The sequence below is a fragment of the uncultured Oscillibacter sp. genome, assembly GCF_910579365.1.
GTDB lineage: Bacteria > Bacillota > Clostridia > Oscillospirales > Oscillospiraceae > Oscillibacter.
In genome coordinates, this window is record NZ_CAJTUX010000035.1 from 14382 (window position 1) to 30320 (window position 15939).

At 64.8% G+C, this 15939-nt stretch carries 16 protein-coding genes; 1 reads left to right on the top strand and 15 read right to left on the bottom strand.

The window, feature by feature from the left end; translation table 11 throughout:
- Positions 1-17: 17 nt before the first annotated feature.
- The 14 genes from pheT to QZ329_RS09500 all read right to left on the bottom strand — a co-directional run bounded on the left by pheT (position 18) and on the right by QZ329_RS09500 (position 12966).
- Positions 18-2738: a phenylalanine--tRNA ligase subunit beta gene (pheT, locus tag QZ329_RS09435; protein WP_295751618.1), complete on the bottom strand. Its 2721-nt coding sequence runs from the start codon at positions 2736-2738 to the stop codon at positions 18-20.
- Positions 2739-2772: 34 nt separating this feature from the next.
- The gene (locus tag QZ329_RS09440) at positions 2773-3132 is read right to left on the bottom strand and encodes an Imm51 family immunity protein (protein WP_295751621.1); all 360 of its coding nucleotides are present in this window, start codon (positions 3130-3132) and stop codon (positions 2773-2775) included.
- Between the two features lie 20 nt (positions 3133-3152).
- Entirely contained in the window at positions 3153-4178 is a 1026-nt protein-coding gene (gene pheS / locus QZ329_RS09445; protein WP_295751623.1) for a phenylalanine--tRNA ligase subunit alpha, read from the bottom strand.
- A 31-nt stretch (positions 4179-4209) separates the two neighbouring features.
- Positions 4210-5103: a polysaccharide deacetylase family protein gene (locus QZ329_RS09450; RefSeq protein WP_295751626.1), complete on the bottom strand. Its 894-nt coding sequence runs from the start codon at positions 5101-5103 to the stop codon at positions 4210-4212.
- 355 nt (positions 5104-5458) lie between these two features.
- Positions 5459-5800, bottom strand: coding sequence for a 50S ribosomal protein L19 (gene rplS / locus QZ329_RS09455; RefSeq protein WP_295751629.1), 342 nt, complete (start codon positions 5798-5800; stop codon positions 5459-5461).
- Positions 5801-5950: 150 nt separating this feature from the next.
- Positions 5951-7048 (bottom strand): DNA repair exonuclease, encoded by a 1098-nt coding sequence (locus QZ329_RS09460; protein WP_295751632.1) that lies wholly within the window; start codon positions 7046-7048, stop codon positions 5951-5953.
- A 17-nt stretch (positions 7049-7065) separates the two neighbouring features.
- Positions 7066-7548, bottom strand: a complete 483-nt coding sequence (locus QZ329_RS09465; protein WP_295751636.1) for a YbaK/EbsC family protein — start codon at positions 7546-7548, stop codon at positions 7066-7068.
- A gap of 19 nt (positions 7549-7567) precedes the next feature.
- Positions 7568-8341, bottom strand: coding sequence for a TIGR00282 family metallophosphoesterase (locus QZ329_RS09470; RefSeq protein ID WP_295751639.1), 774 nt, complete (start codon positions 8339-8341; stop codon positions 7568-7570).
- A 97-nt stretch (positions 8342-8438) separates the two neighbouring features.
- Positions 8439-8903, bottom strand: coding sequence for a transcriptional regulator NrdR (nrdR, locus tag QZ329_RS09475; protein ID WP_295751642.1), 465 nt, complete (start codon positions 8901-8903; stop codon positions 8439-8441).
- A gap of 183 nt (positions 8904-9086) precedes the next feature.
- Positions 9087-9608, bottom strand: a complete 522-nt coding sequence (locus QZ329_RS09480) for a hypothetical protein (protein ID WP_295751645.1) — start codon at positions 9606-9608, stop codon at positions 9087-9089.
- 72 nt (positions 9609-9680) lie between these two features.
- Positions 9681-10160: a hypothetical protein gene (locus tag QZ329_RS09485; protein ID WP_295751648.1), complete on the bottom strand. Its 480-nt coding sequence runs from the start codon at positions 10158-10160 to the stop codon at positions 9681-9683.
- Between the two features lie 56 nt (positions 10161-10216).
- Complete coding sequence (locus QZ329_RS09490) at positions 10217-10585, bottom strand: type II toxin-antitoxin system PemK/MazF family toxin (protein WP_295751651.1); 369 nt, start codon at positions 10583-10585, stop codon at positions 10217-10219.
- A 208-nt stretch (positions 10586-10793) separates the two neighbouring features.
- A complete protein-coding gene (locus QZ329_RS09495) occupies positions 10794-11378 on the bottom strand; it encodes a hypothetical protein (RefSeq protein ID WP_295751655.1) in 585 nt (194 codons plus the stop codon).
- A 37-nt stretch (positions 11379-11415) separates the two neighbouring features.
- Positions 11416-12966: an NAD(P)H-hydrate dehydratase gene (locus QZ329_RS09500; protein WP_295751658.1), complete on the bottom strand. Its 1551-nt coding sequence runs from the start codon at positions 12964-12966 to the stop codon at positions 11416-11418.
- Between the two features lie 220 nt (positions 12967-13186).
- Between QZ329_RS09500 and QZ329_RS09505 the strand changes: the two genes are divergently transcribed.
- On the top strand, positions 13187-14077 hold the full coding sequence (locus tag QZ329_RS09505; protein ID WP_295751661.1) for a helix-turn-helix domain-containing protein: 891 nt from the start codon (positions 13187-13189) through the stop codon (positions 14075-14077).
- 82 nt (positions 14078-14159) lie between these two features.
- On the opposite strand, the gene QZ329_RS09510 is transcribed toward QZ329_RS09505, so the two are convergent.
- On the bottom strand, positions 14160-15939 hold a 1780-nt coding region (locus QZ329_RS09510; RefSeq protein WP_295751663.1), incomplete at its 5' end, for a clostripain-related cysteine peptidase.

Genomic DNA, 15939 nt, shown 5'->3' on the forward strand with positions numbered 1-15939 from the left:
ACTGGAAGGAAAAAACCTTACCGCAGCACGGCGTTCAGCTCGCTGGAAAGCAGCTCCAGGATGCCCTTTACGTCCTCGTCGGCTTCCTGGGCGGCGAGGCTCCGGTCGTCGGAGCGCAGTTCCAGATTGAACGCCACGCTCTTCTTTCCCTCGGGGATGCCGGCGCCGGTGTAAACGTCGAAAAGGGCGACGGACTTCAAAAGGCCCTTGGCTCCCCGGCGGATGCAGTCCTCCAGACGGCCCACAGGGAGGTTCCGGTCACAGACCAGGGCGATGTCCCGGGTAACGGCGGGGAAGCGGGGCAGGGGCTGGTACACCGGCGTGCCGCCCATGCTGGCAAGCAAAGCGTCAAAATGCAGCTCGGCGGCGTAGAGCTCGCAGTCCACATCGTAGTTCGCCGCCACGGCGGGGTGAATCTGGCCCAGCTGGCCCAGAAAACGCTCCCCGCTGTAGACCCTGGCGCAGCGGCCGGGGTGGTAGGAGGGATTCCCCCGCTCCGCCTCGAAGCGCAGGTCTCCGATGCGCAGGCCCTCCAGCACGGACTCCACGGCGCCCTTGAGCGTGAAAAAGTCCAGATCGCCGTAACCGCCCAGGGACAGCACCTTGGGCTCGTCGGCCATGCCGGAGCCGTCGTTTCTGGCAAAGTAGGTCCGGCCCAGCTCATAGAGCCGGACGGCCTTGTTCCGGTAGTGGCAGTTCCGGGCCAGAATCTCCAGCAGGGAGGGCAGGGTGGTGGTGCGCATGATGGAGGTGTCCTCCCCCAGGGGATTCAGAATCTTCATGGAGTCCCGGAGGGGGGAGTCCGCCGGGAGGTTGATCTTGTCGTAGTAGGCGGGGCTGATGAAGGAGTAGGTGATGATCTCGCTGTATCCCAGCCCCCGGCAGAGGGCTCCGGCGGTGTTCTCCGCCTGCTGGACGGGAGTCCAGCCCCGGCGCTCGTTGAGCCCGCCGGAGATGGTGTCGGGGATTTTGTTGTAGCCGTAGAACCGGGCTATTTCCTCCGCCAGGTCCGCCATGCCCTCCACGTCGCTGCGCCAGGAGGGGACCTTGAGGAAGCCCCGCTCCGAGGTGGTTTCAAAGCCCAGCTTTTGCAGCATGGTGTACATGACGTTTTCCGGCACGTCGGTGCCCAGCAGGGCGTTGATCTTCTCCGGCTCCAGTTTCAAAACGGTGGGCTGGGGGACGTAGTTCAGAATGTCGATGACGCCGTCCACCACCTCGCCGGCTCCCAGCAGCTCCACCAGCTCGCAGGCCCGGTTCACGGCGGGGAGGGTGTTCAGGATATCCAGGCCCTTTTCGAACTTGGCGGAGGCCTCCGTCCGCATGCCCAGGGCCAGGGCGGTTTTCCGGATGCAGCTGCCCTCGAAGTTGGCGGATTCGAAGACCACGTCCACGGTGTCCTCCACAATCTCGCTGTTCAGTCCGCCCATGACGCCCGCCAGACCCACGGCCCGGGTGTCGTCGGCGATGACCAGCATGTCCGGCGTCAGCTTCCGGACGTTCCCGTCCAGGGTGGTCAGCTCCTCGCCGGCCCGGGCCCGGCGGACCACGATTTTCCCGCCCTTGACATAGCGGTAGTCGAAGGCGTGCATGGGCTGGCCGTATTCCAGCATGACGTAGTTGGTAATATCCACGATGTTGTTGATGGGTCGGACGCCCATGTTCCGCAGCCGCTCCCGCATCCACTTGGGGGAGGGGGCGATCTTCACGTTCCGCACCATTCGGGCGGTGTACCGGGGGCAGAGGTCCGGGTCCGGGGTCTCCACGTCCAGGAGCTCCGGCAGGGAGCGGGCCAAGGGGTTCTCCGCGTCCTCGGGGCAGCCTTTCACCACGGGCTCGTGGAACTTCATGGGCTTGTTGAATGTCGCCATCACCTCCCGGGCCAGGCCGATGACAGAGAGACAGTCGGGCCGGTTGGGTGTGATTTCAAACTCCACCACATGGTCGTCCGCGCCGATGACGGGCTTGATATCGTCGCCGGGTTTGCAGTTCTCGTAAAGGACAAAGATGCCGTCAGGGATGCAGTGGGGGAACTCCCGCTGCTCGGCGTGGAGGTCCGCCAGGGTGCAGATGGATTGGGTTTTCGTGTTGTAGGCCACCAGATCTCCCTGGTGAATATTCTGGAGGCGGACGTTGTGGACGTTGCCGCTGCCTTCGCCCCAATCCAGCGCAAAGGTCCAGTACCCCCCGCCGTTGTGCATCACCAGGTCCACCCGGGCGCAGACCACCGGCCCGAAGATTTTATGCCCCGGCTGGATACCGGCGGGGATGGAGGGCTTTTCCGGGTCAATGGGCTTATAATCGTGCAGCAGGGCGGCGGCCTCAATGGCGGCGTAGGGAAAATCCCGCTCGTCCAGGCCCAGCTCATGGAGTCCGCACAGCATGCCGTCGGACAGCACGCCCCGCAGCTTGCCCCGGGTGATTTTCTTGCCGCCGGGAAGGGTGGAGTTGTGCTTAGCCACCGGGACCAGGTCCCCCTTGTGAATGTTCCAGGCCCCGGTGACGATCTGGACCAGCTCCGCCTCCCCAATGTCCACCCGGCAGACCCACATGTGGTCGCTGTCGGGATGGCGCTCCAGGTCCTTGATACGGCCCGCCACCACGTTTTGGATTTCCGCCCCCAGATCCTCGGTGACCTCCACCTTGGAGCCGGAGATGGTCATGGCCTCGGCGAAGTCCCGGTCGCTGACCGGGCCCACGTCCACAAATTCTTGTAACCATTTACGGGAAAGTTTCATATTCTTAACTCCTCTTTCCTATGAAAGTGAGCGGTCAGTCCCACTCGATTTCCTCGCCGTTTTCCTGGACGAAACGGCAGAGCGTTTCCTCATGCTCCACCAGGGAGCGGATGATTTCCTCAAAGCGTTTGGCCTTTGCCTCGTTTTCCGGGGTCAGGGGCCAGTGGGCCTCGTACATGTCCGCCTCCGGGTCCGGATCCATTTCCTCCAGGATGTCCGGGGCGTGTTTCTCCAGATAGTACCGGAGCAGGGCCTCCCAGTTGTAGCCGTTCATATAGGCGTCCGGGCAGAGGGTCCCCAGCTTCTCCCCCAGGGCCATCACCGGTTCGCCGCTGGCCTGGAGCAAAAGGCTCACGTTGTTTTTGCAGGTGAAAACCGATACATAATCCGCCATGCTCAACTTCCCCCGTTTCTTCAGAACTGCTCCAGGAAGCGGATGTCGTTTTCAAAGATCAGACGCATATCGCTGATTTTATACCGGCCCAAGGCCAGCCGCTCCAGCCCCATGCCAAAGGCGAAGCCGGAGTATTCCTCCGGGTCGATGCCGCAGCCCCGCAGCACCTTGGGGTGGACCATGCCCGCGCCCAGAAGCTCAATCCAGCCCTCCCCCTTGCAGGTGGGGCAGCCTTGGCCGCCGCATTTGTAGCACTGGATATCCACCTCGCAGCTGGGCTCCGTAAAGGGGAAGTGGTGGGGGCGGAAGCGGGTGACGGTCTCCGGGCCGTAGATTTCCCGGATGACGGCGTTCAGCGTTCCCTTCAGGTCCGCCATGGTGACGCCCTTGTCCACCACAAGGCCCTCGATCTGGTGGAACATGGGGGAGTGGGTGGCGTCCACCTCGTCCTTGCGGTACACCCGTCCGGCAGAGATCATGCGGATGGGCACGCCAAAGCCCTCCATGGCCCGAATCTGCATGGGAGAGGTCTGGGACCGGAGGAGGACGGAGGAGTCCTCCTTTAAATAAAAGGTGTCGGTCCAGTCCCGGGAGGGGTGGTTTTCCGGAGCGTTGAGCTTGGTGAAGTTGTAGTCCGCCTGCTCGATCTCCGGCCCGTCCATGATCTCAAAGCCCATATTCAGGAAGATTTCCTTCATCTCGTCCAGCACGGAATACATGGGGTGCTTGTGGCCCGCGAGGGGCTTTTTCCCGGGGATGGTCACGTCCACCGCCTCCGCCTCCAGCCGGTCCTCCAGGGCCTTTTGCGAGAGGATGGCGGACTGGGTCTCGATGGCCTTTTCCAGGCTGGCCCGGACCTCGTTGGCCAGCTGGCCCACGACGGGCCGCAGCTCGGCGGAGAGGCCGCCCATCTGCTTCAGTACGGCGGTCAGCTCGCCCTTTTTGCCCAGGTACTTGACCCGGAGGGCCTCCAGCCCAGAGGTCTCCTGGACGGCGCCGATGGCCTCCAGCGCTCCTTTGCGGATGGATTCTAACTGTTCTTTCATATGGTTGGCTCCTTTTCTTGGATGTGGGGACTCAGGTGTTTTTCAGCAGCGCCCAGGGCGGGCGCTGCATGGTGACGGTATAGCGGGGCAGCTGGTGAAGCCCCTGGGAGAGGTCCGCCGGATACCTGCCCGGCCCCGTTACCACCGTCAGCGGGAAGAGCGCGTTCAGATAGGCGTCGGCGTCCGGGTCGGTCTTGCCGAAGGGATAGGCGAAAAAGGAGGGGGCCGTCCCAAGCTCGGCGGCGATGCGCTCATGACTGAGGCGGAGGTCCTCCAGCACCCGGCGGCGGAAATCGTCTTCACTCTCCCCCGTCCGGCGCTGGACGCCGTTGGCCTGACCGGGAACGAAGTTCCCCTCCCGCTGGTCCAGGTTGTGGATGGCGTAGCCGTGAGACCCGATCTCCACCAGCCCGGAGGCGGTCATCTCCCGGCACATGTCCCAGGAGAGGAAGCCCCCGGCCCAGTTGTCCGGCATGAAGACCATGACGGCGATGGCGGCCTTGGCCTGATACTTCTGAAGAAGGGGATAGGCCAGGTCATAGTTGCTGCGGTAGCCGTCGTCAAAGGTGAGGAGAATGGGTTTTTCCGGCAGGGACTCCCCCGCCGCCAGCTCCCGGGGAAGGACGGTTTCATAGCCGTTCTCCGCCAGCCACCGAAGGTCCTGCTCCAGCCGCCCGACGGTGACGGTCATCTCGTTGCACGCCTGTCCGTCGGGGACCACGTGGTGGTACATCAGGACCGGCATCTGTCGTTCATAGGTCACCGGAGCGCCTTCCTGGGAGGAGGGCGCCGTCCTGGGGGCGGGAGCCTCCTCGGCTTCGGCGGTTCGTTCCGCCGCGGCCTGGGCGGCGGCGATGGGAACCGCCGGGGAGAGGGGGATGGAGAGGGTCAGCGCCAGCGCCAGCGTCACGGGGAGGAGATTCATGGGGTTCAGGTCCTTTCCAAAAAATCCCGGGCGGAAAAAAGAAAACGCCCCTCGTCCCAGACCATGGGACGAAAGGCAGGTCCTTCCGCGGTACCACCCAGATTCGCGCCCTGCGGGCGCGCCCTTGAGGCCCCGGTAACGGAGGGCGGACCGGCCGTGTCTCCACGGCGGCTCCCGGGCGAACCAAACGGCGTCCCGCAGATGGGCTTGCAGCCGGCGGCCCATCCTCTCTTGGCGAGGCGTGATCGTTATTTTCCCGTTCATCGCGGATACGATATCAACTACTATTTATAACACAGGGAACCGGGAAATGCAAGAGGAAAAAGAGAGGCAAACGCCTCTCTTTTATTCTCGCTTACAGCTTTTCCTTGATCTTGGCAGCCTTGCCCACGCGGCCACGCAGATAATACAGCTTGGCCCGGCGGACGGAACCGTTGCGGACGACCTGAATGGTGTCGATGGAGGGAGAGTGAAGGGGGAACACCTTCTCCACGCCCACGCCGTAAGAAAGGCGGCGAACGGTGATGGTTTCCTCGATGCCGCCGTGCTTTTTGGCGATGACGGTGCCCTCGAAGACCTGGATACGCTCCCGAGAGCCTTCCTTCACCTTCACGTGGACACGGACGGTGTCGCCGATCTGCACCTTGGGCGTCTCTTTCGCCAGTGCCTCTTTGTTCAGTTCCTTAATCAGATCCATGGGGATTCCTCCTGTAATAATAGGCGTTCTTGCCCGCTTTTCTGCGCGTTTTCCGCGCGCGGCAGAGGACCGCCCTTTGTAGCCTGAATAGCTTACCATAATCCCCTTGGGATTGCAAGCTTTTTTTCACAAAATCCCCTAAAATCTGCCTTATCCCAAATCCCGATGGTCCAGGGCCGCCAGGCCGAAGCGCACGGCCCGGGTGATGGAGTCCCGCTCCGCCTCGTCTCCGGCGGCGTCCCACCGGGCCCGGAGCTCCCGGAGGAACAGGCCCCGGAGGGAGTCCTCCCCGGCTCTGGCCCAGACGTCCGCCGCCACGCGGGTGTGGTCCTGAACCTCCAGTGCGTAGAAGCGGCCGGAGAGGGCGGTCTCCAGCGCTCGGGGGTCCGCGCCCGCCTCGCCGGTCTCCCCGGTGAGGCGGAGACGGTAGAGGTCGTTTTCCGTGCCCCGGGGCAGGGCGGCCTCCACGGCGGCCCGGAGAGACGGAGCATCCGTTACGTCCACATCCAGGATTTCATACCGCCTCCGGGCGAAGGGAACGAAGGTCAGGGAGACCGCCCCGCCGTCCCAAACGCCCTCGTAAAAGCCTTTCTCCCCCAGCTCGTCAAAGCCGCGGCCCTCGGGGCAGCCGGGCCAGGCGCAGAGGGTTTTGCCAAAGCGCCGGGGCTCCCCCCGCCTGTGGATGTGTCCCAGAGCCAGGTAATCCAGGCCGCAGGCGGCGGCCTCCTCCCGGCGGATAGGATTATAGCGCGCTTCCGCCGGGTCGATCTCACCGTGAAGAAGGCCCAGGTGCAGCCGCCCGTCCTCCGGCGCGGTGAAGCCCGCCAGAAGACTGCTCTCCTGCCGGGGGGCGGTGAAGGCCGCGCCATGGACCACGACGCCCAGCTCCGGCACGTTGGCGGAGGTCATGGCGTTCTCGCGGAAGATATGGACGTTGTCGGGCCATGCCTCCGTGAGCCAGGGACTGCCGGGGCCGTACCAGTCGTGATTCCCCGGCGCGGCAAAGACCCGGGCCTTCATCCGCCCCAGGGCCTCCGCCAGGGCCTCGCCGGTCTCCCGGTAGGGGGCGGTGCTGTCAAAGAGGTCCCCGGCCAGCAGCACCAGCGGAATCCCGTGGCTGTTTACATAGTCCGCCAGACGGAAGGCCAGTTCCCGGCTTTCCCGCCGCCGTTCCGCCGCCCGTCCGGGGGGCAGGGCGGCAAAGGCGCTGTCCAGGTGAAAATCCGCAGCGTGAATGAATCTCAGCATCGTGCGCCTCCGGACCTTCAGTCTTCCGCCTGCCAGGCTTTGCAGACGTCGACCCACTGCTGGAAGTTGGAGGAGCAGCGCTCCAGCTCCTCGCAGGTCAGCTCGATGGCGCTGTTGTCGCTTCCGGCGGCGGGGAAGACGGTCTCAAACCGCCGGAGAGAGATGTCCAGATAGACCTTCACGTCCTCCGGCAGGGCGAAGGGGCAGACGCCCCCCACGTCGTGGCCGATGAGGCTGTGGGCCTCCTCATGGGTCAGCATTTTGGCCTTGGTGTGGAACTGGGCCTTGTACTTGCCGTTGTCAATTTTGGCGTCTCCCGCCGCCACCAGGATAACGGGCTTGTCCTCCACCTTGAAGCTCAGGCTCTTGGCAATCCGGGCGCCCTCCACGCCCACGGCCACCGCCGCCAGCTCCACCGTGGCGGAGGAAACGTCGAACTCCCGGATACGCCCCGCGATGCCGAAGGGCTGAAAATACGCTCTTACCCGCTCAATAGACATAGTGGTCTTCCTCTCTTATTTATCGGATGTCGATTCGCTGGACGCCGGCGCACAGGCCGGTGGCGCTGTCCAGGGTGAAGACGGCCCCCTGCATCTTGCAGGGGCCCTCCGGGACCTGATACCGCCCCGGCAGGCCGCCCAGAAAGCCCTCCATCGACTGCCAGGGCTCGATGCCCAGCACCGCCTCAATGGGGCCGGTCATGCCCAGGTCCGTGAGATAGCCTGTGCCCTTGGGATAGACCCGCTCGTCCGCTGTGGGAACGTGGGTGTGGGTGCCCCAGAGGGCGGAGACCCGTCCGTCCAGATAGTAGCCCATGGCCAGCTTTTCGCTGGTGGCCTCGGCGTGGAAATCCACCAGGGTGAATTCCGCCTCGCCCCGGCTCAGCAGCTTGTCCGCCGTGGTGAAGGGGTTGTCCGCCCCCCAGGCCAGGCCGCAGCGGCCGATGAGGTTCAAAACCCGGATTCGGACGCCGCCCAGATCAAAAATCTCGCAGCCGTGGCCGGGGGCCCGGCCGGAGTAGTTGGCGGGGCGGAGAAGCCAGGGAACGTCCTCCAAAAAGTCCCCGATCCGGGGCTTTCCAAAGGCGTGGTTGCCCAGGGTCACCGCGTCGGCCCCGGCGGCGCGGATGCGCTCCGCCTGTTCCCGGGTCAGTCCCACGCCGGAGGCGTTCTCCCCGTTCACCACGGTAAAGGCCGCGCCCTTGAGCGTTTGCAGGGGCCGCAGCACTTTTTCCAGGTGGCGGAGCCCCGGCTCTCCCACCACGTCGCCCACGGCAAGAATGTGATACAGCATATGCGCCCTCCTATCCAGGGAGACAGTATAGCAGATTTCCGCGCCTTTGCAAAGGGGGAAAACGGCCTGCCGGAAGAGACCGGCAGACCGAAGGGGGTCAGCGGGGATCCTGCTCCGCCAGCAGCTTGGTCAGCTCCTCCATGAAGCTGTCGATGTCCTTGAACTGGCGGTAAACGGAGGCGAAGCGGACGTAGGCCACCTGGTCGATAATACGCAGGTGCTCCATGACCCGCTCGCCGATGACCTCCGTGCTGATCTCCCGCTCCATGGAGTTCTGGAGCTCCTGCTCGATGTCGGCGGCAATTTTTTCCAGACGGGCCACAGGGACCGGCCGCTTTTCACAGGCGCGGATCATGCCGCTGAGGACCTTACGCCGGTCAAAGCTCTGGCGGCTTCCATCCTTTTTGACTACCATCACTGGAAGGCTTTCCACCGTCTCATAGGTGGTGAAGCGCCGCCCGCAGGAGAGGCATTCTCTCCGGCGGCGGATGCTGCTGTTTTCCTCGGCGGGGCGGGAATCAATCACCTTGCTTTCATTGAAGCCGCAATAGGGGCATTTCATAAAGGACCTCCCAATCCTCCGCCGGTTTTCCGGCGGTCCGAGTCCGTGCGCGGACGGCTTTTATACGTTCCAGGCGTCATGCCCCAGGCTCTGGACGCCATTTGCGGGTATTATATCACGGCATGTCAAGTATGGATAGAAGTTTGTCAAAATTTTTTTAAAAATTTTCCTTTATTATCCAATTCACAAAAAAACAGGCCGTTCCTGCCGGTCAAAGGCGTAAACCACGTAGGATGCCTCCCCGATGTTCCGGATATGGGCGAAACAGAAAAGCGTCGCCAGCGGGAAGGGCTTTCCCCGGTCATAGGGCAGCGCCAGATACCGCGTCTGGTCCGCCATGCGGGTCAGCGCGCCCTGGACGCCCCGCAGCCTCTGGCTGAGCCAGGGGGCCCGGAACAGCCGCTCCGGGTCGGGGACGGGGTCCCAGTGCTCCGGCTCCCGGACCGCCGCCGGGCGGACCTCCCCCCGGAGGAGGCGGCCCAAGGGGGCGGTGAGCCGCCCGGAGAAGCGGCGGCGGATGCTCCCCTGGGTTCCCGCGGGCTCCAGAACGCCCAGTCGCAGCTCGCCCCGGTCGCCCACCGCCCAGGCGCACCAGAGCCCCTCCGGCAGAGGACAGCGGGCGCTGAACCAGGTATACAGCCCCTCCCGCTCTGCGGTGAGTTCGCCGGCGGGCCTGCCGTTCAGCAGCATGGGAAATTTGTCCATATCCGCCGCCCCCTTTCTGAAAAGAAAAACTCGCTTACGGCATGTTATGCGCAAGCGAGTCCGGTTATGTAATCAGGTAATGGAATAGCCCCCCCTGGCCAGCACCTTGACGGTTCCCGACGCGGCCCGGACGCCCCGGCCCTCGATGGTCATCATATACAGGTGGTTCTGCGCCAGGGGCTTGCCGCCAGCCAGAGTCTCGGCGGTGGTCTCGTCAATGAGGCCCGGGTCCGACGGGGCGACGCAGACGGCGCTCCCCACCCGCAGCATCACCTCGCAGCCGATGTCCCCGGTAAGGGTTTGTCCCTCGGAGAGGGTGACCACGGCAAAGGAGGCGGCGGAGACGCCGGAGACGCTCTGCCCGGTCCGCTGGGCGATCTTCTGGTCCACCTGCTGCATGACGGAGCTGAAAAAGGTGTCGTTCAAATAGCTCAGGGTCACCAGGGGGTCCTGGGCGGACCCGGCCTCCGCCGCCAGGGACGCGCCGGTCATCAGCACGGCGCTGAGGGCCAGGAGCAGCACGGAGCGCAGCAGCCATCTGTCTTTTTTCATATGTACCTCCTTTGTGCACTCCCGGCGGAAGAACGGGCTTCCGCCGGGAGGGGACCTCAAACCAACTGGTCATGCGGCAGCCCGAAGCTGACCGCGATTGCCGTATCCACCTTCATCATCACATTTTCCTCCACATGGCCCATGCGCTCCCGCAGCCGCTTTTTGTCCAGGGTCCGCACCTGCTCCAGCAGGACGACGGAATCCCGGCTCAGGCCGCAGCTCTGGTCCACGGGGAGGTCGATATGTGTGGGCAGCCGGGTCTTCCCGGTCTGGGAAGTAATGGCCGCCGCGATCACGGTGGGACTGTAGCGGTTTCCGGTGTCGTTCTGGATAATCAGAACGGGCCGGACGCCGCCCTGCTCGCTTCCCACCACCGGGGAGAGATCGGCATAGTAAATATCGCCACGCTTGACACTCGTATCCACAAAGTTCACACTCCGCCGAAAGAAGTACCCGTCACGAAAGAGGGGGCGTTCCCCTCTTCGGTGAGGCCACTTTCATTCTCCCACGCAGTTTCGGAATTTATACGCCTCTTTCCGTAATCTTGCGCTTACGGCGCGGGAGGGACAAATCCCGGCGTCCTCGCCCCATGTCATCCTATGCGGAGGGGCGGGGAGGGGTGCGGGGCGGAACTCAGGCGCCGCTTTCCTCTATTGTATCACAAAAGGAGAAGCTCGTAAAGTCCGCCGTCAAAATGATTTCCCCGTCCACGGCGATCTCGCCCCGGACCGGGGTCCCCCCGTCCCGGCGGAGCCAGAGGGTGGAGAGAATCTTGCCGTCCTTCACTCCGGTCTGGTCCACGGTGAGGCGGAGGCATGGCTCGCCGTTCCACTCCTCCTCGTTCTCCTCCAGCAGCCAGCCGTCCCGCAGGGCGCTCATCAGCCGGGGCAGGCAGGCGGCGGGGCTGATCTCCTCCTCGCTGAGGGCGCCGGCATTGAGGCTGTCCCCCTCATACTCCAGCCGCCAGGTCCGCTCGTCCAGCACGGCCCGGACGCCGGCGATGGTCTCCGGCGACAGCACCTCCACCGTACTCTCCCCATCAGGGACGTACTGGCAGCGAAGTACCGCCTCCCAGGCCAGCCCCTCCTGCCCGCAGGAGACCGCCGCCTCCATGGTGCAGCCCGCCATGTCGTGATAGCGGTCCCGCAGATCTGCCGTCTCCGTCTCCCCGTCTCCGCCGCCTCCGCAGGCGGCCAGCAGCAGGACGAGGGCTATCATTGGTACGCACTTCCAATGGCGCACCGGAAAACCTCCTTTATGTTCCGTTTCCTTGAAGTTCCAAAAACACCTTGGGGAAGGCTGCGGCAACGTCCTCCGGCGTCATACCGTACTCCGTCAGCGCCTCCGCCGCCAGGTCCCCGGCCCGGCCGTGCATCCACACGCCCCCCGCCGCGGCCAGCATGGGGGCCGCTCCCTGGGCCAGGAGGGAGGCGATGAGCCCTGTCAGCACGTCGCCGCTGCCGCCCTTGGCGAGGCCGGAGTTCCCGGTGGTGTTCACCAGCACGTTGCCCTCCGGCCCAGCGGTGACAGTCCGGTAGCCCTTCAGCACCAGGATACAGCCGTGGGCCTGGGCGAAGGTCCGGGCGGCGCCCACCCGGTCTCCGGTCAGGGCGCCCCCGATTCGGGAGAACTCCCCGTCGTGCGGGGTCAGAATGGTGACCCGGCCCCGGCGGCTGTCCAGACTATCTATATGTCCCTCCAGCGCGTTTATGCCGTCGGCGTCCAGGACCACGGGCTTTTCCGTCTTCTGAAGGACCTCCAGAACCAGCTGCCGGGCGGACTCCTGCCGCCCCAGTCCCGGCCCCAGGGCCAGGACATCGCAGCCCTCCAGCCGCTCCAGAAGCTCCGGCAGGGCCCGGCGGCTCAGCCCGCCCCGGCGGTCCGCCAGGGGGAAGGGCATGGCAGAGACGCAGCGGGCCGCCTCAACCGCCCAGATGCTCTCCGGCACCCCCAGGTACACCAGCCCGCAGCCGGAGCGCACCGCCGCCGAGGCGGTGAGATAGGGCGCGCCGGTATAGCCCACGGAACCGCCCGCCACCAGGACCTTGCCGAAATCCCCCTTGTGGCCGCCGGCCTTTCGGGGCGGCAGGGCCGCGGCGGCGAAATCCGCCCCCACGGTCTGGACCGGGCAGACAGTCTCCCGGACCAGGGCGGCGGGGATGCCGATGTCGTGGACGGTAACGGTTCCGGAGCAGAGGGCCCCGTCTCCCACGGCCTGGCCGATTTTTTTCAGCGTGAAGGTGACGGTCCGGTCCGCCCGCACCGCCCGGCCCAGGCGGCGGCCCGTGTCCGCCTCCACGCCGCTGGCGATGTCGGCGGCCACCACCGCGCCCCGGCAGGCGTTGAGAAGATCGATGGCGGCGGCAAAGCGGGACCCCGGGGCCACGTCCCGGGAGAGGCCCACGCCAAAGACGGCGTCAATGAGGACGTGGCTGCCCCTGGCCCAGGCGGCCTGGGACGGACCGTCGGGGTCGAAGGTCTCCAGCTCCACGCCGCACTCGCTGAGGCGGCCGGCCTCCTCCATGGCGTCGGGGGTGAGGCGGTCGTAGTCCCCCACCAGGAAGACCCGGACCTTGACCCCCATTAAAAAGAGGAGTCTGGCCGCGCCGATGCCGTCCCCGCCGTTGTTCCCCGCGCCGCAGAACACCGCCGCCCGGCATTTTCCCGGCTTGTCCGGCAGGAGGTCCAGGGCGGCCTGGGCCACCGCCGCCGCCGCCCGCTCCATCAGGTCGATGGAGGGAATTTTCCGCTCCTCAATGGCTCTTCTGTCCAGCTCCCGCATCTGTGCGGCCGTGGCGAGTTTCATGGCCTTACCTCCTGTGCGATTCATTTTTGCTAGGATTCCATTATAGCGTCTTTTGGGCGCAGGCGCAATCGGGAACCTTCCATTTGGGTGAAAAATCTGTTAAAATGAGGGGCGCAACCGAAAGTTTACATGGTTTTCCCAAAACGCAACACAAACTTTCTGGCGCCATGTCCGCCGCTCCGGCAGAATCAGGGCACAAATTTCAAGGAGGTTTCATCCAATGTCATTTTCCCAGAACCTGCAATTCCTCCGGGCACAGGCCGGGGTCACCCAAGAGCAGCTGGCCGAGGAGCTGGACGTCTCCCGCCAGTCTGTCAGCAAGTGGGAGGGCAGCCAGAGCTTCCCCGAGATGGACACGCTGCTGCGCATCTGCGATTTGTACGCCGTGAACCTGGACACGCTCCTCCGGGGCAGTGTGGAGGAGAGCCGCGGCGCCGATACGGCGAGGTACGACGCGTTCATGACCCGCTTCGCCTGGCAGATCTCCCTGGCGGTCTCCGGCATCCTCGCCGGGATTGGACTGGCCGCGCTGCTGGAGGGCGCGGGCCTGCCGGAGATATGGAGCGGCGCGGCGCTGCTGCTGAGCGTATGTGTCTGCACGGTAGTCCTGGTGGCCTCCGGCATTCAGCATGAGAACTTCTGCAAAAACCATCCCGTCATAACGGATTTCTACACCGGAGAGGAGCGAGAGCGGTTCCAGCATAAATTTGTCTGGCACATCGCCGGGGGCGTGGGCGCGATTCTCTTTAGTCTGGCGCTGCTGGTGATGATGGAGTCCGTCCTGGGAGAGGAACCGCCCTGGGACGCCTGGAGCACAGGCGTGTTTCTGCTGCTGATCGCCGGAGCGGTGTGGTCCTTTGTCTATGGGGGCCTCCAGCGGGACAAGTACGACATCGCCCTGTACAACCGGAAGAACGACCCCTCGCCGGAGGCCAGACGGCGGAAGGAATTGACCGGCACGGTCTGCGCCGTCATCATGCTGCTGGCCACGGCCGTTTATGTGGGCCTGGGGCTGGCGTTGAACCTGTGGGGGACCACGTGGTGGGTCTTCGCCGTGGGGGGCATCCTTTGCGGCGTTGCGGCGGTGATTCTCTCTCCCCGCGAGGAGTGAGGAAGAAGCAAGAAGCGCCTGCACCCTTCCGGGTGCAGGCGCTTCTTGGAGGACGAAAACTCCACCCGGTTTCGCGGCCCCGTCAGGGGAGGGGCGGCGTCCACCAGCTTTGCTGATAGAGGTCCGTAAAGCGGTAGGTGGCCCGGACCTCGCCCTCCAGGGGCACGTCGGAGATGGTCAGTCCCTGGCCGGTGACGGTCAGAGGCTCGCCCAGGAGATAGCTGTCCTGATACGCGCCGGCGTAGCTGTAATAGTCGCAGAGGAACTCCAGGGTGTCGCCCTCCTCCAGAGCGCCGCCGCTCTTGGCGACGGTGCCGGTTTCCTCCTCGCCGTACACGGCCCGGACGCCGGTGACGTATCCGTAGGGGGTTTCCTCGTCAAAGGCCAGCAGCAGCTCGGCCCGGCGGCCGTTGTGGAGCACCGGCACATAGCCGGTAATGGCGTAATGCTCCCCGTCGTCCACGGTGCTCTCGTGGTAGTAGGCCACGGGCTGGCCGTTGACAGCCAGCCAGGTCCGCTCCCCGTTCCCCAGCAGGTTTCCCTCCTCGTCAAAGTCGAAGACATTGTCCAGACCCAGGTCGATGAAGCCCTCGCCGTCGTCATAGAAGAGGTTCAGGTCCAGGGAGTGGACCAGCTCCCACTGGTCCTCGGAGAGGCGGAGAACGGCCGTGCCGTCCTCCCGGCTGGTCCAGGCCAGGTCCTCCCCGGCGAAGCGGTGCTCCGCCACATACTGGGCGGCGCTGTCCAGGTCCAGGGAACGATCCGCGAAGAAGCCGCTGCCCAAAGCCGCCTGGAGCAGGGCGGAGACGGCGTCTGCGCTGCCGCCGGAGCCGCCGCCGGAGAGGCCCATCAGCGAGCCCAGGGGAGAGCCGCTGCCGCCGGACCCCGTCTGGCCCGCCTTCTGGATGGCGGCGAAGCTCCGGATGCACTGGCTGTAGCTGTCGTCCAGACCGATGGCCCGGTAGGTGGACACGGCCCGCTCCACGTTGGCGGATTTCTGATAGGGGAAGTAAATGGAGATGCCGTAGGCATTGGTCATGTTGGAGGAGGTGCGGTTGTATTTCACCGCCCCCAGCAGCGCCTCCGCCAGGGCCTCGCCCTCCTGGGTGCCCAGATTTTTGGCGAGATGGACCAGGTCCACCTGGTCGATCCTGCTGGACTGGGCAAACTCCCGGGCGCCGTTCCGGGCGTTGGAGACGGTCTGGTACTCCTTGGCCTCGATCATGCGGGAGGTGGACCGGGAGAAGTCTGCCAGAGCCTTTGGCAGCGTGGCCTCCAGCTCGGCAAGGTCGATGACGGAGAGCGTGGTCAGCTGGCCCCGGCACTTTTGGGCGCAGGTGTCCACGAAGCTGTCCACAATCCCCTGCCCGATCTCGATGGTGGGCATGGAGGGATTTTTCCCCAGAGCCGTGAGCCAGTCCGTATAGTACCAGCCCACGCCGGGCTCCGTCTCCTCGGAGGCGATGAGATAGTCCGCGTGTTCCGTCAGCATCAGGGCGGTCTCCGCCGTGGCCATGAGGCAGGCGTCAAAGCCCACGAAATCGAAGGTCACCCCGGCGTCCTTCAGGGCCTCGTCCACGCCGGAGAGGCTCATGGACCCGGTGGAGGCAAATTTCTCGTCGTAGCCATAGCCGCTGACGCTGCCCCCGCCGTGATCCCAGAGAATGAGCCCGTACCGGCTGGCGGGGAATTTTTGGGCGCACCAGCGTATGTAGCCGCAAAGAGTGGCGGGGTCCGTCATGGACACGGCCCCCAGGTCCTTCTCCAGGCAGGCAAGCTTCCCGTTCTTCACCTGCCAGATCTGGTTGGTCTTGCTGCTGACCTGATTGTTCCGCCAGCCGGAGCAGCCGCCGGTGTAGACC

Excerpts from the sequence above, each read along its gene's own strand:
- pheT (WP_295751618.1), bottom strand. The coding sequence starts at position 2,738 with ATGAAACTTTCCCGTAAATGGTTACAAGAATTTGTGGACGTGGGCCCG.
- QZ329_RS09440 (WP_295751621.1), bottom strand. The coding sequence starts at position 3,132 with ATGGCGGATTATGTATCGGTTTTCACCTGCAAAAACAACGTGAGCCTT.
- pheS (WP_295751623.1), bottom strand. The coding sequence starts at position 4,178 with ATGAAAGAACAGTTAGAATCCATCCGCAAAGGAGCGCTGGAGGCCATC.
- QZ329_RS09450 (WP_295751626.1), bottom strand. The coding sequence starts at position 5,103 with ATGAATCTCCTCCCCGTGACGCTGGCGCTGGCGCTGACCCTCTCCATC.
- rplS (WP_295751629.1), bottom strand. The coding sequence starts at position 5,800 with ATGGATCTGATTAAGGAACTGAACAAAGAGGCACTGGCGAAAGAGACG.
- QZ329_RS09460 (WP_295751632.1), bottom strand. The coding sequence starts at position 7,048 with ATGCTGAGATTCATTCACGCTGCGGATTTTCACCTGGACAGCGCCTTT.
- QZ329_RS09465 (WP_295751636.1), bottom strand. The coding sequence starts at position 7,548 with ATGTCTATTGAGCGGGTAAGAGCGTATTTTCAGCCCTTCGGCATCGCG.
- QZ329_RS09470 (WP_295751639.1), bottom strand. The coding sequence starts at position 8,341 with ATGCTGTATCACATTCTTGCCGTGGGCGACGTGGTGGGAGAGCCGGGG.
- nrdR (WP_295751642.1), bottom strand. The coding sequence starts at position 8,903 with ATGAAATGCCCCTATTGCGGCTTCAATGAAAGCAAGGTGATTGATTCC.
- QZ329_RS09480 (WP_295751645.1), bottom strand. The coding sequence starts at position 9,608 with ATGGACAAATTTCCCATGCTGCTGAACGGCAGGCCCGCCGGCGAACTC.
- QZ329_RS09485 (WP_295751648.1), bottom strand. The coding sequence starts at position 10,160 with ATGAAAAAAGACAGATGGCTGCTGCGCTCCGTGCTGCTCCTGGCCCTC.
- QZ329_RS09495 (WP_295751655.1), bottom strand. The coding sequence starts at position 11,378 with ATGATAGCCCTCGTCCTGCTGCTGGCCGCCTGCGGAGGCGGCGGAGAC.
- QZ329_RS09500 (WP_295751658.1), bottom strand. The coding sequence starts at position 12,966 with ATGAAACTCGCCACGGCCGCACAGATGCGGGAGCTGGACAGAAGAGCC.
- QZ329_RS09505 (WP_295751661.1), top strand. The coding sequence starts at position 13,187 with ATGTCATTTTCCCAGAACCTGCAATTCCTCCGGGCACAGGCCGGGGTC.